This window comes from Lascolabacillus massiliensis (assembly GCF_001282625.1).
In the GTDB taxonomy this organism is placed as follows: Bacteria; Bacteroidota; Bacteroidia; order Bacteroidales; family Dysgonomonadaceae; genus Proteiniphilum; species Proteiniphilum massiliensis.
The window spans coordinates 569,102-592,711 of record NZ_CTEJ01000001.1 but is presented as its reverse complement, the minus strand read 5'-3'; the positions used below and the strand labels follow the sequence as shown (position 1 = coordinate 592,711).

At 35.9% G+C, this 23,610-nt stretch carries 19 protein-coding genes; 7 read left to right on the top strand and 12 right to left on the bottom strand.

The features are described 5' to 3' along the window. Positions 1–113 precede the first annotated feature (113 nt). Positions 114–386: a co-chaperone GroES gene (locus BN1354_RS02380; RefSeq protein ID WP_045089872.1), complete on the bottom strand. Its 273-nt coding sequence runs from the start codon at positions 384–386 to the stop codon at positions 114–116. A gap of 315 nt (positions 387–701) precedes the next feature. On the opposite strand from BN1354_RS02380, the gene BN1354_RS02375 reads away from it, so the two are divergent. The 5 genes from BN1354_RS02375 (at position 702) to BN1354_RS02355 (ending at position 7,074) form a co-directional block, all read left to right on the top strand. Then, a complete protein-coding gene (locus tag BN1354_RS02375; protein WP_154904811.1) occupies positions 702–932 on the top strand; it encodes a putative signal transducing protein in 231 nt (76 codons plus the stop codon). 31 nt (positions 933–963) lie between these two features. Beyond that, a complete protein-coding gene (locus BN1354_RS02370) occupies positions 964–2,094 on the top strand; it encodes an AI-2E family transporter (RefSeq protein WP_053826130.1) in 1,131 nt (376 codons plus the stop codon). Then, on the top strand, positions 2,075–3,238 hold the full coding sequence (locus BN1354_RS02365) for an ABC transporter substrate-binding protein (RefSeq protein ID WP_053826129.1): 1,164 nt from the start codon (positions 2,075–2,077) through the stop codon (positions 3,236–3,238). The genes BN1354_RS02370 and BN1354_RS02365 overlap by 20 nt, the downstream gene beginning before the upstream one ends. Before the next feature lie 24 nt (positions 3,239–3,262). Further along, on the top strand, positions 3,263–4,273 hold the full coding sequence (locus BN1354_RS02360) for a FecCD family ABC transporter permease (RefSeq protein ID WP_045089876.1): 1,011 nt from the start codon (positions 3,263–3,265) through the stop codon (positions 4,271–4,273). Positions 4,274–4,524: 251 nt separating this feature from the next. Further along, on the top strand, positions 4,525–7,074 hold the full coding sequence (locus BN1354_RS02355) for an ATP-dependent Clp protease ATP-binding subunit (RefSeq protein WP_053826128.1): 2,550 nt from the start codon (positions 4,525–4,527) through the stop codon (positions 7,072–7,074). A 100-nt stretch (positions 7,075–7,174) separates the two neighbouring features. Here the strand turns inward: BN1354_RS02355 and BN1354_RS02350 are convergent, their stop codons facing one another. Both BN1354_RS02350 and BN1354_RS02345 read right to left on the bottom strand, forming a co-directional pair. After that, positions 7,175–8,809 carry a RagB/SusD family nutrient uptake outer membrane protein gene (locus BN1354_RS02350; protein WP_045089878.1) on the bottom strand — a complete coding sequence of 545 codons (1,635 nt, stop codon included), beginning with the start codon at positions 8,807–8,809 and terminating at the stop codon, positions 7,175–7,177. A gap of 34 nt (positions 8,810–8,843) precedes the next feature. Further along, positions 8,844–12,059, bottom strand: a complete 3,216-nt coding sequence (locus tag BN1354_RS02345; protein ID WP_045089879.1) for a SusC/RagA family TonB-linked outer membrane protein — start codon at positions 12,057–12,059, stop codon at positions 8,844–8,846. 404 nt (positions 12,060–12,463) lie between these two features. Between BN1354_RS02345 and BN1354_RS02340 the strand changes: the two genes are divergently transcribed. Both BN1354_RS02340 and BN1354_RS02335 read left to right on the top strand, forming a co-directional pair. Beyond that, positions 12,464–13,195: a DsbA family oxidoreductase gene (locus BN1354_RS02340; RefSeq protein ID WP_052673171.1), complete on the top strand. Its 732-nt coding sequence runs from the start codon at positions 12,464–12,466 to the stop codon at positions 13,193–13,195. 82 nt (positions 13,196–13,277) lie between these two features. Continuing rightward, positions 13,278–13,823 carry a GNAT family N-acetyltransferase gene (locus BN1354_RS02335; protein ID WP_045089880.1) on the top strand — a complete coding sequence of 182 codons (546 nt, stop codon included), beginning with the start codon at positions 13,278–13,280 and terminating at the stop codon, positions 13,821–13,823. Between the two features lie 6 nt (positions 13,824–13,829). Here BN1354_RS02335 and BN1354_RS02330 read toward each other — a convergent pair whose 3' ends face one another. The 9 genes from BN1354_RS02330 to BN1354_RS02290 all read right to left on the bottom strand — a co-directional run bounded on the left by BN1354_RS02330 (position 13,830) and on the right by BN1354_RS02290 (position 23,584). Further along, a complete protein-coding gene (locus BN1354_RS02330; protein ID WP_045089881.1) occupies positions 13,830–14,348 on the bottom strand; it encodes a hypothetical protein in 519 nt (172 codons plus the stop codon). A gap of 1 nt (position 14,349) precedes the next feature. Next, on the bottom strand, positions 14,350–14,955 hold the full coding sequence (locus BN1354_RS02325; protein WP_045089882.1) for a DUF4230 domain-containing protein: 606 nt from the start codon (positions 14,953–14,955) through the stop codon (positions 14,350–14,352). A 117-nt stretch (positions 14,956–15,072) separates the two neighbouring features. Continuing rightward, the gene (locus BN1354_RS02320; RefSeq protein ID WP_053826127.1) at positions 15,073–15,669 is read right to left on the bottom strand and encodes a DJ-1/PfpI family protein; all 597 of its coding nucleotides are present in this window, start codon (positions 15,667–15,669) and stop codon (positions 15,073–15,075) included. Positions 15,670–15,829: 160 nt separating this feature from the next. After that, entirely contained in the window at positions 15,830–17,146 is a 1,317-nt protein-coding gene (locus tag BN1354_RS02315; RefSeq protein WP_053826126.1) for a D-tagatose-bisphosphate aldolase, class II, non-catalytic subunit, read from the bottom strand. Between the two features lie 27 nt (positions 17,147–17,173). After that, positions 17,174–18,541 (bottom strand): Gfo/Idh/MocA family protein, encoded by a 1,368-nt coding sequence (locus BN1354_RS02310; protein ID WP_053826125.1) that lies wholly within the window; start codon positions 18,539–18,541, stop codon positions 17,174–17,176. 19 nt (positions 18,542–18,560) lie between these two features. Beyond that, complete coding sequence (locus BN1354_RS02305) at positions 18,561–20,099, bottom strand: hypothetical protein (RefSeq protein WP_053826124.1); 1,539 nt, start codon at positions 20,097–20,099, stop codon at positions 18,561–18,563. A 4-nt stretch (positions 20,100–20,103) separates the two neighbouring features. Continuing rightward, on the bottom strand, positions 20,104–21,501 hold the full coding sequence (locus BN1354_RS02300; protein ID WP_053826123.1) for a DUF4832 domain-containing protein: 1,398 nt from the start codon (positions 21,499–21,501) through the stop codon (positions 20,104–20,106). Between the two features lie 76 nt (positions 21,502–21,577). Next, entirely contained in the window at positions 21,578–22,534 is a 957-nt protein-coding gene (locus BN1354_RS02295; protein ID WP_053826122.1) for a PKD domain-containing protein, read from the bottom strand. A gap of 36 nt (positions 22,535–22,570) precedes the next feature. Continuing rightward, positions 22,571–23,584 carry an amidohydrolase family protein gene (locus BN1354_RS02290; protein ID WP_053826121.1) on the bottom strand — a complete coding sequence of 338 codons (1,014 nt, stop codon included), beginning with the start codon at positions 23,582–23,584 and terminating at the stop codon, positions 22,571–22,573. Positions 23,585–23,610 lie beyond the last annotated feature (26 nt).

The following is a 23,610-nucleotide window of genomic DNA, read 5'->3' as shown; positions in this document are numbered from 1 at the left end:
TATTTTAATTAATTGTTTTATGTTTTTTGATAAGTTTATCTACATGTTGAAATACTATATAAAAATACTATGAAGCGTGTATTGCCTGGTATTTCAACTTTTTGTTTATGTGTTTATGAAAGTATAGCTAGAATGTCAGACTGACGCATAATTAAATGCTTTACTCCTTCAATTTCGATTTCTGTGCCTGCATACTTTCCATAAAGCACATTGTCGCCTTCTTTAACTACCATTTCTTCATCTTTTGTGCCTTTTCCTACAGCAATTACTTCACCTCTTAATGGCTTTTCTTTAGCTGTATCAGGGATAATAATTCCGCTAACTGTTTTTTCTTCTGCAGCTGCCGGCTTTACCAGCACTCTGTCTGCTAATGGTTTAATGTTCATACTACTAAAATTTGTTGTTAATATTATTAATTTAAGTTATCTAATCGATACAACCATACTGCTAATTCTGTGCCAAAAATTTCTTATAAAGAAAAAAGTGTTTAATCTGACAAAATTTCAGTAGAGCACTGACATATCATAATTGCCACCTCTATTTTTAGACAAACAGGTAAACATAAAAATGAATGAAATGTTTACAATTAACTGGTATCTCTAAAAAAAAACCTATTTTTACGTAAAAATTTCATTGGACTGGATTTATACTCTTTTTTGCCGACGGAATTAATATCTGAGACTGAATTAAAATTAATGACTATGGAAGAGAAATTTGTTACAATTAAAACTTTCACTTTTCCGGCTGATGTGACCATGGTTCAATCTTATATGGAAATGAGAGGTATCGAAGTTTATTTTAAAAATCTTGTTTCAAACAGACTGGCATATACACTTGGAGATATTGATATGCAGGTAAAATCGTCTGATTACGAAAATGCAAAGGCTGCACTTATAGAGGGAGGCTTTGCAAAGCCGGAAGATTTTTTGTAGTATTATCTAAAAAAGTAATTTCTCTTTTAATATGTCAGTAGAGTTAGTAAAAAATAGCCAGAAATACAGGAATATACTAATAGGACTTATAATTCTATTAGGTTTGATAATTTTCAGATATACACGCCCGTACATGAGTGGTTTTCTAGGTGCCGCAACTCTTTATATATTAGTAGTTGATCAACATAGGTATCTTATTCAGAAACTTAACTTTAAAAAGGGCTTGAGTGCAATTCTTATAGTACTTATTGTTCTAATTTTCATCCTGATACCACTTACAGGAATAGCATTCCTTGTTATAGATACATTCTCCAGTATTACTATAGACCCTGAAGTGATACTGGGTCAGATAAATGATTTTATAAACTCCCTGGAGGCAAAACTTGGATTCAACATTTTTACACCTGAAAACCTATCGGCACTTCCAAGAGCGGGAACTAATATTCTTCAAATACTTGGCAACAGCATATATTCATTTATTATAAACGTTGTGGTTATATTGTTTGTTTTGTACTACATGCTTTATAGTAATGAGGAATTTGAAAAGGCTATTACCGAGATACTCCCTTTTAAGGATGATAATAAAGAGATATTAATTGATGAGACTAAGCTTATTATTCAGGCAAATGCTATCGGTATACCGCTAATGGCTATTCTGCAGGGCTTATTTGCTTACATGGGATATCTGTTGTTTGGAGTAAACAGTGCTCTTCTTTACGCTATTTTAACTGCATTCGCAACTATACTTCCACTTGTTGGAACAATGATAATATGGGTTCCTTTAGGTATTGGGCTTTTGATTGGTGGTGATTTAGTTAATGGTGTAGGACTTATTATTTATGGTCTTTTTATCATTGGGGGTGTAGATAATGTTGCGAGATTTCTTTTGCAGAAAAAGCTGGCTGATATACATCCATTAATTACAGTTTTTGGGGTACTTATTGGTATCCCTATTTTTGGTTTTTGGGGTGTAATATTCGGGCCACTGCTTCTTTCTCTATTTATACTGTTTTTTAATATGTATCGTCATGAATATGTCCCAGGCTCTAAAGCAGAAGCGAGGGTAACGACACGATTGAAGGCTAAAAAAATGAAAATACCAGGCTATAATCCTGCAAAGACAAAAAAGAAACAAAAGAAAAATGAAGTTCAAAGTGAATAATAGCACCTGCTTTTCAATTTTTTATGTCTGTTTGGTTATCATATTCAATGGATGCAATACAGGTAATTATCAAAAGAATACATCAATTGAGAATGGCAAATACCTATTCTCGGAAGATATTCGTTATGCACAGGGTTTCAAAATTGATTATTACGAAGAGTATACAAGAGTAATAATCAACAATCCATGGCAAGAAAACAGAGAGATCTACAGGGCATACTATTTGGTTAAGACAGACTCAATTGAAATTCCTGAAGAAGGTATAAAAGTTAAAGTTCCTCTCACTTCTATTTCAGTAAATACTTTTTCATACTTTGAATTTTTATCTCTGTTGGGTGAATTGGATAAAGTGACTGGAGTAACCGACGGATCAAGAATCTATAATCCTGAAATATTGAATAAAATCAGTGAAGGTCAAATTATTGATTTAGGTGATCCATTCAATCCTAATATTGAAAAAACTATAGCACTTAGTCCACAAGCTGTAATAAACTCAGCTTATGCACAATTAGACAATTACAGCTTAAGACTCACTCAGGCTGGTCTCCCAATCATCTACTCATTGGAGTGGATGGAGAACAATCCGCTTGCACGTGCCGAATGGATAAAAATGATCGCCGCATTTTTTGAAAAGGGGGCTTTGGCAGACACATTATTCAATAATATTGAGGAAAGGTATTTGGCAGTTAGAGAAATAGCTTATGAACCCGACACAAGAAAAAAAGTCATGACGGGTGACATTTTTCAGGGAACCTGGTATGTACCGGGTGGAGATAGCTTTAATGCTGCACTCTTTAGAGATGCAGCATTAAAATACATTTATGAAAACAATAACATGAGTGGCAGCATTGGACTGGATATTGAATCTATTCTTACCCAATTTGGAGAAAGTGATATCTGGTTTGGCTGTGAAGCAGATAGGTATTCCGATCTAGCTGCCAAGGACCCAAAATACATGCTTTTAAAGCCATATAAAGAAAAGCAGATATTCAATAATCATAACCGTACAACAAAAACAGGAGGAAATGATTATTTTGAAAGTTCAATTGCTCATCCCGACCTTATTTTATCGGATATAGTAAAAGCTGCATATCCTGAAAAGCTGCATAACTATTCATTCACCTATATAAGACCATTAAACTGATTACAAATAAGTTATTAAGATAATTTGAAGAAGAACTCAACAATATTTGCACTATTAATAATCCTGTTAGGTGTAACTTTCATATGTGATATTTTTACAGGAAATGCAACTATATCTTTTAAGGAGGTATGGGCTGCGCTTTTTGGTGGATCAGGAAATGTTATAATTGATGAAATTATACTGAATTACAGACTGCCTAAAGCGCTGACTGCTATTATTTCCGGTTCTGCTCTATCAGTAGCCGGTTTGCTAATGCAGACTCTATTTCGTAATCCACTTGCAGGACCGGATGTACTGGGTGTTAGTGCAGGTGCCGGACTAGGTGTTGCTCTGCTTACATTATTAAGCGGTACGGTGTTGCACCCAATTATTTATTCATTAGGTGGAATGGGTCAGATTATTGCTGCTGTAACAGGTGCTTCACTAGTTTTAATTTTAATATTGGGTGTATCCGCAAGGATAAAAGACTCTATCACTATTCTGGTACTTGGAATGATTTTTGGGTATGTTGCAAGTGCTCTGGTTACTATATTGCAAAGTTTTGCTGATCCGGATTCTCTAAAAGTGTTTGTAACATGGACTTTTGGAAATTTAGGTGACGTTACATGGGATAAAATGCCTATTCTTTCTATTCTGGTTTTAGCAGGAATAACCTCAGCACTACTTCTACAAAAAGCACTAAACAGTCTGCTTCTTGGTGAGAATTATGCAGTGAGTACTGGACTTAATACCAAAAGAGCACGTATTTTAATTATTTCGATTTCTGCAATTATCACTGGTACAGTAACAGCTTTTACTGGTCCGATAGCGTTTGTAGGAGTGGTAATTCCCCATTTTGCACGTGCATTTTTCCGAACAGTCAATCATAAAACAGTACTTCCTGCAACTATACTTCTGGGAAGTATTTTAATGTTGGTTTGCGATATTGTTTCACAATTGCCAGTTTCTAACAGGACCCTCCCTATTAATGCAGTTTCTGCTATGTTTGGTGCCCCGATGATTATATGGATAGTATTAAAACGCAAGAAGCTATAACTCTTATTATAGTAATTTTATTATCTCTCAAAGAAATTAAATTTAGTGAAAATCAATTCTTTCAATAAACAAAACTGCATGTTAAAATGTCTAATGTATAAATAGTATTATAAAAAGGACAAAATATATTTGGCATCGTTTTTGCTTTTAAGCTGAATAGTAAAGAGTGAAACAGATATTTTAAAAATATACGATTAAAAATAAAAGTTTATATTTGTAATCGTAACAGAGAATAAAGAAGGATTAAAACAATGGATAATAACTTTTCACAGCGCGTTAGAGACATTATGGCATATAGTCGTGAAGAAGCCGGTCGTCTCCAGAACAATTACATAGGGCCAGAGCATTTAATGCTTGGTATACTTCGTGATGGAGATGGGTTAGCTATACAAGTACTTCAGGATTTTGATATAGATCTCCACGTCTTAAAAGATTATATAGATTCACATGTTCGTTCTATTCAGGAGCCATATGATGGAACTAGCGAGCTTGTAATAAATAAAAATACCGAGAAGGCTTTAAAAATGAGTATTCTCGAGGCACGTCTTACTAAAAGCATTGAAACAGATACAGAACATATATTACTTGCACTTTTAAAGGAGAAAAATACTTTGATATATGATATTCTTAAACAGTTTCAACTGGATTACTCTAGTGCATTTATGTATATTAAAAGTATTCTTGAAAACAGAAGTGAGGAGGATTTAGATGAAGCTGATTCTCCAGTATCAGGACCAAATTTCACGGATGATGATGATGAGGATATGAACGACAAATCGTTCAATCCTGGTGGTGCACAGGGCACTTCTCAAACAAAAAACAGCTCATCTGACACACCTGTACTTGATAACTTTGGAACTGATATTACACGCGCTGCCATAGAAAACAGACTTGACCCTGTTGTTGGTCGCGAGAAAGAGATAGAGCGAATTGCTCAGATACTCAGCAGGCGTAAGAAAAACAATCCTGTACTTATTGGTGACCCGGGAGTAGGTAAATCTGCAATAGTAGATGGATTAGCTCTCAGAATCACACAGAAGAAGGTTTCACGTGCACTATTCGATAAGAGGGTAATAGCTCTAGATATGGCTTCGATAGTGGCAGGCACAAAATATCGAGGACAATTCGAAGAGCGTATTAAAGCTATACTGAATGAACTTTCCAAAAACCCGAATATCATTCTGTTTATTGATGAGATACACACAATCGTTGGTGCGGGAGGTGCAGCAGGATCTCTGGATGCAGCCAATATGCTGAAACCTGCACTTGCCAGAGGTGAAATACAGTGTATTGGAGCTACAACTTTGGATGAATATAGGAAAAACATTGAAAAGGATGGTGCTCTGGAACGTCGTTTCCAGAAGGTTATAGTAGACCCTACTACAACGGAGGAAACATTGCAGATATTGAGAAATATTAAGGAAAGATATGAAGATCATCATAATGTGAGATACACAGATGAGGCATTAAAAGCTTGCGTGAAACTCACTGAGCGTTATGTTACGGATCGTACATTCCCTGATAAAGCTATTGATGCATTAGATGAAGCCGGGGCAAGAGTTCATATTTCAAATATTGTTATACCTGAGACAATAGAGCGACTGGAAGAGGAGCTTAAAGAGGTTGAACAACAAAAAACTGATGCAGTTAAAGCTCAAAAATATGAACTGGCAGCTAGTTTCAGGGATAAACAACGTCAGTTACTTCTGGCTCTTGAGGCAGAAGAGGAACGTTGGCAGAAAGAGATTAAAGAGAAGCCGGAAATTGTAGATGAGGAAAAAATAGCAGAAGTGGTAGCTATGATTTCAGGTGTACCTGTACAACGAATTGCTGAGGCAGAGGGACATAGATTGCTTCAAATGAAGGATGTCTTAAAGAGTAAAGTAATAGGTCAAGACGAAGCCGTAGACAAGGTTGTAAGAGCTATACAGCGTAATAGGGTTGGTCTTAAAGATCCAAATAAACCTATTGGTACTTTTATGTTTCTTGGACCAACCGGTGTTGGTAAAACTCACTTGGCAAAAAAACTTGCACAGTTTCTCTTTGATTCATCTGAGAATCTCATCCGAATTGATATGAGTGAGTATATGGAAAAATTTAATGTTTCCAGGCTTGTAGGAGCTCCTCCGGGATATGTTGGATATGAGGAAGGTGGTCAGCTGACTGAGAAAGTACGTCGCAGACCATACTCTGTAGTACTGCTGGACGAGGTTGAAAAGGCTCACCCCGATGTATTTAATCTCTTGCTTCAGATTATGGATGAAGGTCATGTAACAGATAGCCTGGGTCGTAAAATAGACTTCAGAAACACTATTCTGATTATGACGTCTAATATTGGCACACGTCAGCTGAAGGATTTCGGACGAGGAGTAGGTTTCACCACATATAGTGATGTAAGTGATGCTGAATTCTCACGCAGTGTTATCCAGAAAGCTCTTAATAAAGCTTTCGCCCCAGAGTTTTTAAACAGGGTGGATGATATTGTAATGTTTGATCAACTAAGTAAAGAGTCTATATATAAGATTATTGACCTGGAATTGGAAGGACTTTATAAACGTATCGGAGATCTTGGATTCAAGATAAATCTTACTGAAACTGCTAAAGAATTTATTGCTAATAAGGGATATGATATACAATTTGGTGCAAGACCTCTTAAGAGAGCTATCCAGAAGTATATAGAAGATGAGTTGGCAGAAAAAATCATTAGTACAGGTATGAAAGAAGGAGATACTGTTATCATTGATTTTGATGAAGAAAAACAGCAGATAATAATGAATAAAGCAGAAAAGGTTCTGGAATAAAGAATACTGTATTCATTTGAATTTTGAAATAAACCCCAAAAGCATTAATAATTGCTTTTGGGGTTATTTTTTAGATGTTAAAAATCCGGTGTATTTCTAATCAATTCCATCCGGGATTTTGATTACCTGCTAAAGCTGGGTTAGCCTGCATTTCACTTAGAGGAATAGGCCAAAGAAGTGCATACTCAGGTATTTTCCCAACAACTGCCTGACCTTCCGGTTTATTCTGAATAAGAGCATTTGCCAGTGGTGTCCATTTCAATCTGCCGGAACCTACTCCATCTGCTTCTGGATATAAGCGTGTGCGACGAATATCATCCCAAATTTTAAACTCGAGTGGGAATTCATGAAAACGCTCTGTCAGAATAGCCTGAATTAAAGCATCACCACTTGCAGTTTCGTTTGGTAAGCCGGCACGAGTTCTTACCTGATTAAGGTAACCTCTTGCTTCTGATTCATTTCCTGTACGTGCAAGTCCCTCTGCTGCTATGAGTAATACCTCTGCATAACGGAATATAGGCATATTATAATCACCATTTCGTCCGTTTATTAATGAACCTGCATCAAACCAAGCCCAGTTTCCTACATTATTTAAGGTGTGACTTACGCCAGTGTCGTCTGTGTATTCTCTGAAAAAGAACTGTTTCTCCATGTTACGTATATCATCGGAATGATAACTGTTCAAAAGTAAATCAGATGGCAGATAAGCATTATATAAAACATCACCACCAGGTTTAAATACATTGGCACCATCAGCATTCTTCCATTGAAATGCATCGGTACCTATTGAACGAACTGCATAAGAGTTACCAACATTAAAACTAGTTTGGTTGTATTCTTTAGCATATATTATTTCGTTTGAAGACTTACTGGTTTTTATTACATTATATGCTGATGACAAATCTGTACTGCTCCCATTTGGCTGTTCAAGTGCATGCTGACCTCCATTTATTACGTTCATAGCCATAGCAGCAGCCTTTGAATAGTACTCATTCCCACCATTTACAGGAGCTCCTGCCCATTGTAAATATACATTTGCCAGCAGAGTCTGCGCCATTGGGCGGGTAACATAACCTTTATTTGCATAAAAGGATATATTAGGCAATGAATTACCTCCAATTATGTCAAGAAGGTCTGACTCTATATTTGCATATACTTGTGCTGCGGGTGTTCGCTCAACATAAATTCCTTCAAGAGAAGTATATGGTTTATCGATATAAGGAACATCACCATATTCTTTTACCAGATAGAAATATGCATAAGCGCGAAAGAATTTACCTTGAGCAACGAAGTTAGCTATCTGTTCAGCAGATAAAACATCTGTCATTGTAGGTATATTTTCAATTACAAAGTTTGCACGAGAAATACCAATATAGAATTCTGACCACATTTTCTGAGAAGTAGCATCAAAAGATTCAATATTAAAGTTTCCTCCCTCTGAGGCATTTGTAAAAGTTCTATCTTTACGTTTATCAATGAAAAGACCTGACATTACACCACCCCACATAGTAGCCTTGGGTGTCCATCCGCCATCTACATCAATATTATGAAGGTAAGGAACACCTCCAAAATAGAGAGCATTTACACCGGTAATGGCATCTGACTCAGTTTTCCAAAACTGACCTGTTGTTTTCTCGTCCAATGGACTTTCTTCCAGAAACCCTTCACATGAACTCATCACAATTGTTAATGAGAGCATGCAAAGTAAGTATTTATATATTTTATGTAATTTCATATGATTACTGTTTTTTGTAATTACTGACTATCAATTAAAATGTTACATTAATACCCATTGTGTATGTTCTTGGACGTGGATATGTAAAGAACTGACGGTTTGTTCCCCATTTATTATCACCTAATCGAGATGAATTTTCAGGATCATAACCTAAATAATCAGAAGAAGTGATTAAGAAAGCATTGTTTATGTTTCCATACAATCTAAGTGAGTATAAACCTATACGTTGCAATATGTCTGGCGTGAATGTATATCCTAACTGAATTAAATTGCCTCGTAAATATGATCCATCAGCCACCCAAGTATCATCAGCGTTGGCATTATTACCCATACCGAAGTTAGCAAGACGAATTGCTTGTGCAGTACCATTTGGGTTTTTTGTTGGATGCCATGCTTCCTGCCATAAACGATCTATTCCACTTGTTAAGAATCGTCCCTCAGAAGAGTGGAAAAATTCTTGCATAATATCAGCTCCCCAGGAGAACTGAAGATCTACAGTCAGATCGAATCCTTTATAATTGAATGTATTAATAAAGGAGCCCATCCAATCAGGTAAACCATTGCCAAGAATTTCTCTTTCTTTATATGTTACTTTTTCACCTATAGTTGAAGGTACATTCATTGTTTCTCTATCCCAGTTAGCCTCTACCCCATCGTAGATACCTACACGTCTGTAACCATAGAATGAAGATAACTCTTCTCCTTCACGAATAAGCATATCATAACCAACAAATCCATCAAGTAGTATCTGACGTTTTCCTGTTACCTGGTCTACTGATGAACTCTCATCAAGCTTCTCTACTCTATTCTTATTGAAACTTAAGTTAAGCATACTATTCCAACTGAAATCACTCGTTTCAACAGGGTATGCATTTACTAAAAGGTCGAACCCTCTGTTTGAAACCTCTCCAATATTACTGGTAATCGAAGAAAAACCAGTTGATCTTGGTATAGGACGACTTAAAAGGAGGTCGGTAGTATACTTATAGTAATATGAAGCTTCAATATTTAATCTATCATTAAAAAGTCCCAGATCCACACCAATGTCCCACTGATTTGTCTTCTCCCATTTCAAGTCAGGATTAGGCATACGTTGAGTATATGATACTGTTTGGAGAGACTCACCTATAATTGTAGTTGACTGTCCTATTGTAGCAAGTGAAGCATAAGTTCCAATTTCAGAGTTCCCGGTTACACCAAATGATGTATGTGGTTTCAAGCGACTTATTACAGCATTTCCTGATAAGAAATCTTCATTTGTCATCAGCCATCCCAGACCAATCGATGGGAACCATGAATACTTATTGTTTGCACCAAATTTTGATGATCCATCCCATCTGCTTGTAACCGTCGCTAAATACTTATTATCGTATGAATATGCTAATCTGGCAAAAAATGAATTCATTGACCATTTATCGTGGTCATTTCCTACAGAAGGTCTGTCAGATCCTTTACCTAAATTGTAGTACCCATAAAAATCATCTGAAAAGTTACTCCCAACTGCACTAAAGTATGTATAAGTTCTTTCCTGCCAAGATACTCCACCCATTGCATTAACAGAATGACTTCCAATAAGTCTGTTGTAAGTCAGATAAGTTTCTTCCTGCCAATATAGCGTATTAGAGTTATTCCCTTCCGCTCTACCGGTTGAACTTTGATTAATAAGTGGTCGTGGCGTAAATGGAGTATAGTTTGCATTTCGATTGTTCTGATAGTCAACACCAAACTGTGTTTTCAAATCCAATCCTTCTGCTAAATGGAATGTAAGAGCCGCATTACCAAAAATCTGGGTTCTATATTGTTTTGCTTCCATACGCTTTAACAGCTCTACAGGGTTACCAACACCCTCGGGGCTGAATCCCTGCATTCCACCTGAAGGATTATTCTGATCACGTAAAATAGCATCAGTCCTGAAACTATTTGTTTGTGCATACTGACCATCCAGCATAACAGGCAAAAACGGTAATAACTCTATCATAGTACGTAGTGCACCCTGACCATATGGGTTATCTGATGTTCTATTACCCCATGAGTGATTTACGAGCAGATTAACTCCGGTTGATAACCATGAAGTAGGTTTGTCATCATATGCCAATTTTGCATTTATTCTTTTAAAATAAGTGTTATGTAATATACCTTGCTGATCAGTATAATTAATAAATGCACCCACAGAATGATCGCCATCTCCGCGTTGTATACTTACCTGATGATTTTGAGACAATGAAGTCCTTGAGGCTTCTTTCTGCCAATTTGTATCATACTTTGGAGTCCCATCAGAATTAAAAATTCGTTCATCAGTAAATATTTGCGAAAGATCTGTAGTAAAGTTTCTGTTTTGCCATGCATTTGCATTTTCCAGTCCCTGCTTAAATGTACTCATCCATTCATTGGCATCCATTACATCCATGTATCTTGCCATTTCACTTATTGACAATGAACCATCGTATGATACACGCGCACGACTGCCAGTGTTTCCGCCTCTTTTAGTGGTAACAAGAATCACTCCATTTGCTCCACGAGCACCATAGATAGCAGCAGAAGAAGCATCCTTCAATACTTCAATAGACTCGATATCATTAGGGTTTAAGAACTGGAAATTGGACATTACAACACCATCTACAACGTAAAGAGGACTGGCTGATGCATTAATAGTAGAGATACCTCTGATAATTACTCTCATCTCGCCACCTGGCTGACCTGTATTTGAGAAAATGTTTACACCGGCAGCCTTACCTTTTAGTCCTTCTAGTGCATTAAATGATTGGTTTTTTATGATATCACTACCCTTTGCTGTTGAAATAGATCCTGTTACATCTGACTTTCTCATAGTTCCATAACCTACAACAACAAGTTCATCCAATGTTTGTGTGTCTTCTATCAGAACTATGTTAAATGTACTTATTCCAGCTGTATTTACCTGTTTATCTAAATATCCAATATATGAAATTGTTATTACAGCGCCATCTGCAACCTCTAACTGAAAATTACCATCAACATCAGTAACAGTTCCATTTGTTGTTCCATTCTCAATTATATTTGCACCAATTACAGCAATACCATGCTCATCAAGTACCCTTCCTGATATCAGCTTACTTTGTTGATTGATTGCTGTTACAGTTTCATCAATTGCTAAGACTCCCGAGTTTGAAGACAGCTTATTATTAACATTACTGTCTGCAAAACTAATGCTTATATTAAATAGCATTTGAGTCATTACAAGCATAACGGTCAAAAATATGGATTTATTCATTTAATGTTTTTTTAATTAGTATATTAAAAGTTACTATACACATGATAATTTTTCAGCTATAAAAAATTACCCTCTTCCTGCAGAGAATCAAATATTTATTTACATAGGCATATAATTAGTTATGGTTTATCATTTTTTATCACCTTAATTAAAGTTTCTTCATAAAGTGGACCACGAGTGTCCTTTATCTGTAGTAAAGATTATGCACTATTTGGGAAAATTGATAAGTTTATATAATGCAAAACCAATGATATTATTATAACAAATATTCTTCTTTTTTTGTTTGTATTTAGGACGATTAAATTATTTTTATTTCTAGTTATAATGTTTCATATAAGACCATAATAACTTTAAACAAAATCAGGTTCGGCTTGTTTAAAGTGATTGTATAAAAAGAAATTGAAATGGAATCAAATAAAATGAAAATTGAAGTTTGGACTGATATTATGTGTCCATACTGCTATATTGGTAAAATACATTATGAGAAAGCATTAAAACAGTTTGAACATGCAGATGAAGTAGAACTAGAATGGAAAGCTTTTCAACTTGACACCAGTCTGCCGGATAATGGTAATGGAATACCTGTTGAGGAATATTTAATTTATCAAGCAGGTTATCCTGCGGAAGGAATTAAAAGTATGTACAACTCATTAAGAAAACTTTCAGATGAAGCAGGTGTTGTTTTTAATCTGGAAAATGCAATAGCAGCAAATACTCGTGATGCACACCGACTTATAAAATTAGCATCAAAAAAAGGAGTTGATTCTATTGTTCTGAATAAATTATCTAAAGCATATTTCGAAGAAGCAAAGGATTACAGCGACAGAAATCTGCTTTTAACAATAGGAGCAGAGGCTGGATTAAGCAAAAATGAGATAATTGAGATGCTTGATAGTGATGATTATAAATATGAAATAAAACAGGATATGCAGGAAGCAGCTAATCTTGGATTTGATACTGTTCCAACATTTCTGATGGACAGAAGACAGGCTATTGTAGGTTCAGAACCTGTTCAGTTGTTTCTTGATGTTTTGTACAAATCGTATAAAGCATGGAAAAATCGCACCAATAAAGTTGCTGAGACTGAAGTTATAAAAGGTAAATCCTGTTCAATTGACGGTACCTGTGATATTTAAGAGTAAAAAAGAAGAGACAAATTTACTTTTTATCTTTTTATGGATTTTACTAACTTTGTTGTAAAACCTTTTAAATAGAATAATGGATTACTTAAGGATTGAGATCGACGATAAAGAGCGATGGGACAAAGTATGGGAGTTGTATGAAAAAAGCTTTCCTGATGCAGAACGTAGAAAAAAGAATGATCATCTACGAGCATTTGAGGATGAGCGTTTTTTTCCATTATCTGCATGGGAAGGCCAACAACTTATTGGTATAATGTTCTTCTGGGAATGGGAGTCGTATCGTTATCTTGAACATCTGGCGGTTAATCCGGAACTTCGTGGCCATGGCTATGGTTCTCAGCTTCTTCGACATTTACGTGATTCAGAACATACTATTATTCTTGAGATTGATCCTCTGAACAATGAACTTTCTGTTAGGAGGTTACAGTTTTACGAGCGCGCTGGCTATACACTAACTCCATACAGGTTTGTTCATTTACCATATAGAATAGAAGGTCAAAAACAGGAGTTGCTAATCTTAAGCTATCCTGAAATGATAAGTAAGGAGCAACACAATGATTTCCTGAAATTTGTAAATGAAGTAGTGATACAATATTGTGAGGGATACAACCCACTTCAATAAATTGATTTAGACACCAAGAACATTTTTCATGATAAGGAATAACTGGTCTACCATAATCCTCTCTCTCTTATATTTTGGGAACATTGGGTATATGATGACCAAAAGATTTTCATTTTCATCCATCTTAATATAACCGCCAAACCCCCAGGATCTCATTCTTGCATCAGTTCTAAATTTTAAAACACAGTTTTTCCTGTCTGAATAAGAGATAATCCATTGTCTGTCGATTCGTTGTAATATTTCATCAAAAGGGTATTTAGTACGACCATTATATTTATAAGTAGCTTCTCTTTGACCAGTAAATTGTGGTGGATCAATATTATCCGACTCCATGTAATTCAAACGTTTATAAAAGTAAGCTGTCAAAATAGCAGGAGGTAGCATACCAACAATTGCGAAGACTAATAAAATTTGCCAAAAATTCATGTTTAGTCCCCAGAAAAGCGACATTAAGCCCAATACTCCGGCATAAAATATTAGAAATATTGATACCCAGTAGAAATATAAACGGAAAGTAAACCTCATATTAATGTATTTGTGGTATGATTAATTCTTCAGTAATATATATTTGAGAAAATCCCATTTCTTCAAGCATTGTTCTCAGCACAATTTTTGCCTGCTCTGTAGCATCTGACAAAATTCCCTGATCGATAGCATCTTTTATCATGTTATTCTTTTCTCTTGTAAGCGCTTCATTATAATCAGAAATTTTTATGGGATTAAAAGCATTCTCACTTTCATTGAATACCTCAACTGACTTCTCATCAATAACAGTGTCTAAAATCTTAGGCTTCGGTATTGATACATGTATAGTAGAATCATTTTGAACATCAATCTTTACACGACTGAAATCTACACCCGCTTTTAGGTATCCATTATACTTTAAAAGAAAATACTTATCTGTTAGTGGAATATTGATATTGAGGAACTTCATATAGTCTTTGTAGCTAATTACTCCCGTGTAATTATGTTTAACCAGTGCCAACTCTTGTATATGAGTAATTCGGTTCATAATTGTGGAGCTGCTATATCCAGGATAATCTGCCCTCTTATTGTTATTGATAAGAAGAGCAAAACCTAGTATAACTGTAGTTAAAAAGAAGAAAATGGTTGGTATAGATATATTCCTCATATAATTCAGCTTAAATCAAATAAAGCACCTGCTGCAAAAATAATCAATTTATTCCTTAAAAAAAGACTCATTTAAATTGATTACAGCTAATGATTGGCATTAAATTTACATTGTTGGTCATTTTTGGTTGAATACAGCATCTGCTACTGCAACAATAAATGATGGTATGTCATCAGGATCTCTTGAGGTAATAAGATTATTATCCACTACAACTGCTTCGTTTATATAAAAGGCCCCGGCTGCTTCCAGCTCTTCCTGAATATCACTTACACCAGTTGCATTCACACCATTAAGTATTCCGGTTGCTGCAAGCAACTGAGGTCCATGACATATCGAGGCCACCGTTTTACCAGTATTGTAGAAATTAATTGTGAAATCCACAACTTCAGGTATCTCTCTCATTTTTGCCGGTGAACTACCTCCTGGTATAATTAACATATCAAAGTCATCAATTGAGATATCACCCAAAGCTTTTTCTATTTCAATGCTATACACTTTGTCCCAAGACTGAACTGTTCCTTTTTTCGGACCAATAACAGTAACATTAATCCCTTTATTAATAAGATAGCCTATTGGAATATATGTCTCTTCCCCATGAAAACCTTCGGTGAGGAGTACAGCTACATTAATATTTCCACTGTTTCTTTTTTCCGAACAATTGGTTAAAACAGCAACAATTACTAATAAGTAAAGTAGATAACTAATATTCTTCATGTTTTTTAAACAAGAATAATTTTACTTTGTTCATAGAAATAAAAAAACTGACTAAGCGATAGTTATATAATTATAACTTCCAACTTAGTCAGTTAACGAGAGAACAAGTATTCAATTGCTCACTTTCATCATTTAGCTATCAATCATCAATGTTTTCTTTTTAATCTGATAAACCGCAAGCTCGTGAATATATACCTGTTACCGTATTTATATGACTATGAACCAGGTCAGTTGGATTAGCTTTTATTGAACCTTTACATACCTGATAAAACTGAGCAGGCATATATTGACTCAAAAGCGATAATGGAATTTCTATTTCACTTAGATTATTGAACAACCTCTTTTTTGCCTCTTCTATATCCTTTACTGGCCAGTAATATCTAACCCTATCTGAAAAACTATATTTTCTTTTAAAAGCTTTTTGTTTATCATCTCCATGATAGTATGGTTCCCAGTATTTTGGCTCGTTGATCATTGTCTTTTCCAGGATTTCACTCAACCTTGATAGGTTTGGATCATCTGCACCCAATAATTCAACCTCCATAGCCTCAAGTGACAGTAAGGCTTCACGGTAAGCATATGTTAACCATGGACCAACCTTTAATATACAAAAGTGACCTTCAACCAGTTTTCTAAGCATATCCTCAGTCTGATAATCAGTTGAATGAGCTTCATAAACAAGTCGATCATACTCCAAAATATTTTTACTTAACTCTTCTGCCTTCTCTGGTTGAAATGCAAATATGCGGTCATCACTGAATTCCACTCCAGGTTGAACAACTACTCCAATTACTCTATTCCACGCATCTTCCAAGCCCACTTTCAGGAAGTGTTTATTAGTTACAGCTATAGTTTCTTTGGCATCTGATGGAGAAGTTGGTACAACCTCATCTTCTTCCTCTTGAGCCCCACCTGGCACCGGCACTTCAGTACCTATAATATATACTGGTTTATGGAAATCTTTTCTGTATTCTGCCCATGTATCTTCAGCTACTTTACAAAGTATCGCAGCTCTTTCAGCTACAATCTCATCAGATAATGGTTTTGTCCTATCTCCCTCATCATCAGCACAAAACATACTTGTATCCAAATGTATCTTCTGAAAACCAGCTTTAACATATTCTGCAATAAGCACTTTAGCTTTATCCATGGCTTCTGCAGCAGGCAGTTTTCTCCAAGGGTTTGGTCCTAAATGATCACCACCAAGTAATATCATCTCTTTAGGAAAGTCAGTTTTCTCTGCTATCCCATTGATAAATTCAACAAAATCAAGAGGCTTCATTCCTGTATACCCACCATATTGATCAACTTGATTTGATGTAGATTCAATAAGCAGGAGCGATTTATCTCGCTTTGCCTGTTTAAAACTGGCTTCCAATACTTCGGGATGAGCTGTACACACAGAGTAAATACCCTTTGCCAAACCATTTCGGTTTGCCTCCATCAACTCAAGAAATGCCTCTAAAGAACTTTTCATTTTATTTTAAATTTTAATAATCAATAATCAATACTCATCTGTCAAACCAAATATTGGTTTGTTTTCTAACCATTTTCCATTTGTAAAATCAGGGAATTCAACTGGTGCACTACCTAAAGCAATTGATTTCTCTGTAAGTGGTGTGACTGCAATCCAGGCTGCTGTGTCATAAACATCAATTACTGTAGGTATACCTCTTTTAATACACTCTACAAATGAACGTATTTTAAGATATCCTGCACCGCCATGATCACCGCGGACTCCTTCAGCCATGAATTTTTTCCACAATGGATGTTCAAATTCAGGTATATATTTTTCCCAATCCTCCCATTTGTGGTTTGGACTTCTGCCATCAACATATACCGAGTTGGCCAATCCTCTGTGATAAATCCAAAGTCCTTTGGTTCCCTGCGCCATCATATTGTTAGAATAAGGTCTGGGAGTATTTGTATCATGAGTAAGAGTTATGGTCTCCCCTCTCTGGGTTTTTATCACAGTAGTAATCACATCACCCAACATCCAGTCAAGTTCTGCATTAGGATGATCATCACCACCTTTTTGGACGATATATTCATGAAGCGCTCTCGATTTTGTTGCAGTTGATGTAAGAGACACCATTCGGTTACCTCTATTATCATCCATATAGTTTGCAATAGGTCCTAAACCATGAGTAGGATACAAGTCACCATTCCTTCTCAATGAATGTACTGTTCTCCATCTTGCTTCACCCTCACCTTTTTCACCAAACTCCGCACCAGGACGGAACTTAACATCTCTTAGATCATGGCAGTAACTGCATTCATAGTGAAGCATTTCACCAAATAGTCCTTCTCTTACCATTTTCAGTGCAGACATCTCTATACGGTCAAAACAGTGGTTTTCGAGCATCATACACTGCATACCAGTCTCTTCTGCAGTTTTCACCAATTCCCAGCACTCTTCAATTGTAGAAGCTCCCCATACCTCAGGAGCAACATGCTTGCCAGCCCTCATTGCTTCAACACACATTGGAGTATGCCACAACCAGGGAGTAGCAATAACTACTGCGTCTATATCATCTCTATTGATAAGATTTCGGTAGTCATATTCTCCATTTGAATAACCTTCGGGTCTTTTTCGCCCTGACTCTTCAACTATGTTTAATGCTCTGGTAAGTGCTGATTTTGAAATATCGCAAATAGCAGGTACCTGAACATCCGGCATCGCAACAATAGATCTTAAGAGATTTGTTCCCATGCCCCCTACTCCAATTATACCTAATCTTACAATTCTGTCATCTTCACCCTGTAAAATTGTAGGTGCAGCAAAAGTTTTAGTAAATGCTTTTTCTCCAATCATTACAGCTCCTGCCCCTGCAGCAGCTCTTTTAACAAAATCACGTCTGTTTAGTGTCATAAAAATATTTTTTAGTCGTTCAATATTTTAACATTATTGATCCTATTTCACCCTGAATATTTCTTCCGTTTAGAGTAATAAATGCAATTTTACGTTCATTGTCATACCTGAAATCTTTAACTTTCAGGTATTCGTTATCACTGGTAACTGATACCGGTTCTGCTGTATAAATTTCAACGACCTGTTCTCCATACATTTTAAGATCAATTTTCATAAATGATTTATTACATGTCACATTATATACATTATAAGTGCCGGTATTATTTACAAAACAGTCCATTCTCTTATTTCCAACTGTATATTGAAAAGTGTAGTTTTTCTTTTCCAGAGGTGGTAGATAAATGTATCCAAACCCTTCTGCTTCATAGTAAGCTGAAATCAGTTTTCCATCAATTGAGGCACTGGAAACATGCTCTCCTTCATTAAGCTGAACCGACAAAACCAAATTACCCAATAGGTCATATTCATAAGCATCAGCTACCATGTTACGATTGTCAATACTTACCTTACCTGCTTCTATTTCCAATACCTTTGTATATTTTTTATACAACCACTGCGAGTAGAGCTGTTCTGTGTTTTTTGATAAGTAATGGCCTCTATCTGCCTGTATTGTTCTAAGATATTCAATCCAATTCTGATTAAGATCAGGTTGTAAATGATCGTCATAAGCAAGCCAGTTTGCCCAGTGAGACTCAACTACTACTGTTTGTATACCAGAAGGTATGCTATCCGGTAGTTTTGCATATTCATACCAAAGATTTCCATGGTTGTGTCTGTCAAGTAGTAATACACCATTATCAAATCCACCATCCAGTAATGGAGGATGATTCAAACCATGGATTGTAGCATAAGGTGTATTTGCATACTTAACTCCATTGTCACTCAAAACTCTCCCGAGGCTATATTCCGCACCTGGATTAAAATAAAAGCCATATGAAATAAAACTCTCAGGAAAGGAATGACCATTTTCAGGACTAATGCCATACTGTGCCATTAACCGTTTTAAAAGTACAATATTATTTCTAATAATTGTCTCATCTCTTGGCTCTTGTTTTTCAACATTAAACCATTCAGCTCTGCTCTTAACTCCATCTTCCCAGTACTCATGCAATACCCCGGTAATACCGAACTCAATGTTAGCTGCATTGGATTTAACATAATCCATTATATCCAATTGCGTATTACTTACATATTTAGAATTATCCCAATTCTCTCCATCAGGATTGCTTGTTGGGTATTCTCCCAAAATATTCAGCCTGTCAAACTCTCCAAGAATGAATAGAGACATAAACCTAACGCCAAGTTCTTTACCTACTTCAACCATTGGCTTATAGTCCCTGACATCAAAATCTCTTCTTATACCTGCACGCCATGGTCCGTCGGTCTCTTCAAGAGAACTACCACCCATCCATCCAACCTGACCGATATTAACCGAAACACCACGTGGAAAGATTATGCGCTGTGTTTCCTGAGTATCAGCCCACTCACCAGCAAACCCATTAAAAGCCATAAATAAAAAGCCCAAAAGGATTGTGACTGTTTTTTTAGTAATTCTCATTATTTTACTTTACTGTAATAGTATAAATTTTATTATAACCTGTAGCAAAATCCCAAACATCTTCATTAGCCAGCCTGATACTAAATTTTGGATCTTCAGATAATGTTTCCTGTGGATCAGGGAAGTTCAGACAAACATCAAATACTTTGCCCTTCATTTCCTCTGTGATTGTAACTTTTGCCGATATATTAAATGTTTCTCCACCAAACCAAAAGCGTGGATCAACGCCTAAATCAAATTTATATTTCTCTGATGAATTTGATTTTGAAACTAAGATAAGCTCTGCATTTCTTGGGTTGTAAGGTGCTGCAAAACCAATATTCATTAGGTCTAGATCCATTTCGAATTTATCACCAACAGTAAGGTTATTGGAAAAAGTACCTTCTGTTAACACAAACCTGTAACCAAGACGTCTTTGTATTTCTTCCATACAATTATTTGTTTGCCAGTCTCCAATAACACCCGGATGATAGTTCAAATTAAGGAACGACCAATGGTATTTAGCCATATTCTCTAAAGCACTACTGCATTCTGAGTATGATGATGGTTGACAAGTTTCACCTCCCATAGGCAAATATTTGGATTCCCATTCCCAATATTTTCTGAAGTTTCTGTTACCACCAAAAGTACCTCTGTCATCCTGATCAGCTAAAAAACAGTCGTTATGAAAACCAACTCTTGATAAGTCCGACTGATTATGTGCCGTTTTCAGTGAAACTGTGTCAGTATAAGTAATACCAAAACTATGAAGTTTGGCTGCAGGGTATCTAACCAGAACCATTCTCTCTTTTGGCAGTGCTTCAAGCAGTGCATCAAGTACCTTGCGACGGGGGCCATATTCATTTTCATTTGGGCGGAAGTTGTAATTATCAGTATAATACCATTCTCCCCAAACACCTATAAATCCGGCTTCCAGTACTGCTATAACATCTGCATACTCCTGAAAAATCGGTCGCAGTTGCTCAATATGACCAAATAGGATATCTTCAGGTGCATCCCATGGAAGATCATCCTGATTATTAGTATATCTGAATCTTACAATTGACTTACATCCATTTTCTCTAAGAGCTTTCATATTGGTTTTAATTCTATCAATATACTCCTGAGAAATAGGCTTATCTCTAAAGGCGGGCATAGTGTATGCAGTATATACCAAAGATATGCCTTCTTTTCTTATACCATCGAGATATGATTGAGTAAGAACACTACTATTATTTGTACTTGTTTCAAAAAATCTATAGAATCCTCGTTCCGGGTTAACAAAATTCTCTAATGATTCTGTAAATTCTACTTTCTCAATTTTATATTCATCATCTTTATTGTTGTCTTCAGTATCTATCGTTTCACTGCAACTGAGTAAAAATGCGGAAGCAAAAAACAAGAGCAGATATTTAATCTTCATAATTAAAATATTTAAGTGATTTTTGAATTGGCCACCTTTTCATTGTTTTTTAAAAGGTGGCCAATCTGTTAATTGTTTATTTTAATCTAACGGTTAAACCTTTGTTCTTATCTCCTGAAGCGGTTACAGTTGGCAATCCTCCTGAAGTAGTCCATGCGTTATCTTCTCCTTCAGCTCCCGAATGTCCAATCATAATACTTACGCTATCACCTAAATTAGGAATCAAACTTTTCAATATCTGAGCTTCAAACTCATAAATGTTATCTTCCACTTGTACCATTTCAGAAATAGTCATCAGTCCCATTCCTTTTTCCACTACGTTTGGAGTAAGCCATCCCCAGCCTCCACCTTTTGTTTCGTCATAAGCAGCAAGTCTCATATCGTAATCTTCGTAAATAAATCCTTGCATCAGATAGTTTGCTGCACCGGTATCCCACATCCAGCTATTGTAGCCTGTTTCAGGATCACCATCTGTATTAAGATAAATATCCATAGCGTTAGCATGCAGAATATCCATCTTCATATACATATAGATATAGTTTGCATCAGCAATAAAACGAACCTCTTTCAATCGATGTAGCTCACTGTTTTTCTCATCAAGAACTGCAATTGCAAGATGCTCTTCATCAATCTCTGCCCAATCATCAAATTTACCATCCAATGTGATATTTACTTCAGGCATGGCATCTTCATCTTCTTCTTCAACGTTTAATTTAACAGTTACAGATTTTTTTGTTGATTTGGTTTCATCAGAACTGTTCGTTGCAAATAGTTCAACTTCGTATGTACCCTCTTCTGTGTATGTATGAGTTGGGTGTTGATCAGTTGACTTGTTCCCATCTCCAAATAGCCAGATATAGGAAACTGCATTTTCCGAAGTGTTGTTAAAGGTAACTGTCAATTCATCTGCGGTAAAGTCAAAAGATGCTTTAGGTGCAATTGACGGAGTTGTACTATCTTCCTCACCACAAGAAGTGAAAACTAGTCCCAATAAAGAGACAAAAATCAGAAAGTTTAATCTTTTTAAATTCATTATTGCTTAGTTTTAAATTAAAGAAATTATTGTGTTTTACGTGAATCCCAGTAAAGTCATTTTTTCTTTCAATCCGGGATAAAGTTTTAATGCGTTTTTATAATATATTTTTTCTAATACTTCTCTCGGCAGGTTGAGTCCTTTTACAGGATTCATTCCAAAGAACCCGCCTTCTACCATTTCATCTGTTTCGAGGATTCTGAAAGTACGATTATACCTCGCAATATTGTTAGATAATTGCGCATCACGAATAGTACTCACATCAGTACCATATAATATACGATCCGAGTATTCTATCAGAAAATCTCTTAAGTTGGAATGATCTACCATATGGAAATATTGAAATGTTGCTGCCAGATCCACATAGAAGTTTGGATATGTTGATAACATATATCTCAGATAGTCAATTTGAGCATCCTGACATATCAGCCACGCACAATGTGCAGCAATAACCACTAGATCAGGATGTCTTTGCAAGACATGCTCCAGACCTACAACCTGCCTCCAAAATTCAACCGGATCAGCTGCCCATTTCCCTCTGTTACCAAATGGTCCATTAGGATCGGCAATATGAAATGAAGCTCCCGGCAGACCGGCTTTCTCCATTGCTGCAAATACAGGTTCATGAGCAATATCATCAATATACCTGATACCTTCCTCTCCCTCTTTTAGTCTTCTTTCAGCAGGTCCATGCCATATTTTATATCCAACATAACCTTTTTTCAAACTGACATATATATCTTCAGGAGAATGTGTTAAACCTCTTTGTGGTTCAAAGTCATTAATTGCAGTAACTATTCTGCCATTGCTTGCATTAAATATTGAGTCTATAGCCTGTTCATCATCCAAATTGATCATCATTGCCAGATCAATTTCACTTTCTGAAAGCAACTTTTCTCTAAATTTCAGAAAACTCTCAATGCTCTGGTAATCGTTTCCAATATGTGAATGAACATCAATTCTTGGAATATCAGGGTATTTTGTTACATACTGAGAATAACCAAAAAGTGGAAAAATGCTTAAGCAAACAAGAAGTATAAGATTTCTCATAATCGAATTGTTATTAAATAATTGTC

Bases quoted from the DNA above. Each gene is read 5' to 3' on its own strand.
- BN1354_RS02355 (WP_053826128.1), top strand. From the start codon at position 4,525: ATGGATAATAACTTTTCACAGCGCGTTAGAGACATTATGGCATATAGT.
- BN1354_RS02295 (WP_053826122.1), bottom strand. From the start codon at position 22,534: ATGAATTTAAAAAGATTAAACTTTCTGATTTTTGTCTCTTTATTGGGA.
- BN1354_RS02350 (WP_045089878.1), bottom strand. From the start codon at position 8,809: ATGAAATTACATAAAATATATAAATACTTACTTTGCATGCTCTCATTA.
- BN1354_RS02330 (WP_045089881.1), bottom strand. From the start codon at position 14,348: ATGAGGTTTACTTTCCGTTTATATTTCTACTGGGTATCAATATTTCTA.
- BN1354_RS02290 (WP_053826121.1), bottom strand. From the start codon at position 23,584: ATGAGAAATCTTATACTTCTTGTTTGCTTAAGCATTTTTCCACTTTTT.
- BN1354_RS02300 (WP_053826123.1), bottom strand. From the start codon at position 21,501: ATGAAGATTAAATATCTGCTCTTGTTTTTTGCTTCCGCATTTTTACTC.
- BN1354_RS02345 (WP_045089879.1), bottom strand. From the start codon at position 12,059: ATGAATAAATCCATATTTTTGACCGTTATGCTTGTAATGACTCAAATG.
- BN1354_RS02305 (WP_053826124.1), bottom strand. From the start codon at position 20,099: ATGAGAATTACTAAAAAAACAGTCACAATCCTTTTGGGCTTTTTATTT.
- BN1354_RS02365 (WP_053826129.1), top strand. From the start codon at position 2,075: ATGAAGTTCAAAGTGAATAATAGCACCTGCTTTTCAATTTTTTATGTC.
- BN1354_RS02325 (WP_045089882.1), bottom strand. From the start codon at position 14,955: ATGAGGAATATATCTATACCAACCATTTTCTTCTTTTTAACTACAGTT.
- BN1354_RS02320 (WP_053826127.1), bottom strand. From the start codon at position 15,669: ATGAAGAATATTAGTTATCTACTTTACTTATTAGTAATTGTTGCTGTT.
- BN1354_RS02310 (WP_053826125.1), bottom strand. From the start codon at position 18,541: ATGACACTAAACAGACGTGATTTTGTTAAAAGAGCTGCTGCAGGGGCA.
- BN1354_RS02380 (WP_045089872.1), bottom strand. From the start codon at position 386: ATGAACATTAAACCATTAGCAGACAGAGTGCTGGTAAAGCCGGCAGCT.
- BN1354_RS02370 (WP_053826130.1), top strand. From the start codon at position 964: ATGTCAGTAGAGTTAGTAAAAAATAGCCAGAAATACAGGAATATACTA.
- BN1354_RS02335 (WP_045089880.1), top strand. From the start codon at position 13,278: ATGGATTACTTAAGGATTGAGATCGACGATAAAGAGCGATGGGACAAA.
- BN1354_RS02315 (WP_053826126.1), bottom strand. From the start codon at position 17,146: ATGAAAAGTTCTTTAGAGGCATTTCTTGAGTTGATGGAGGCAAACCGA.
- BN1354_RS02375 (WP_154904811.1), top strand. From the start codon at position 702: ATGGAAGAGAAATTTGTTACAATTAAAACTTTCACTTTTCCGGCTGAT.
- BN1354_RS02340 (WP_052673171.1), top strand. From the start codon at position 12,464: ATGGAATCAAATAAAATGAAAATTGAAGTTTGGACTGATATTATGTGT.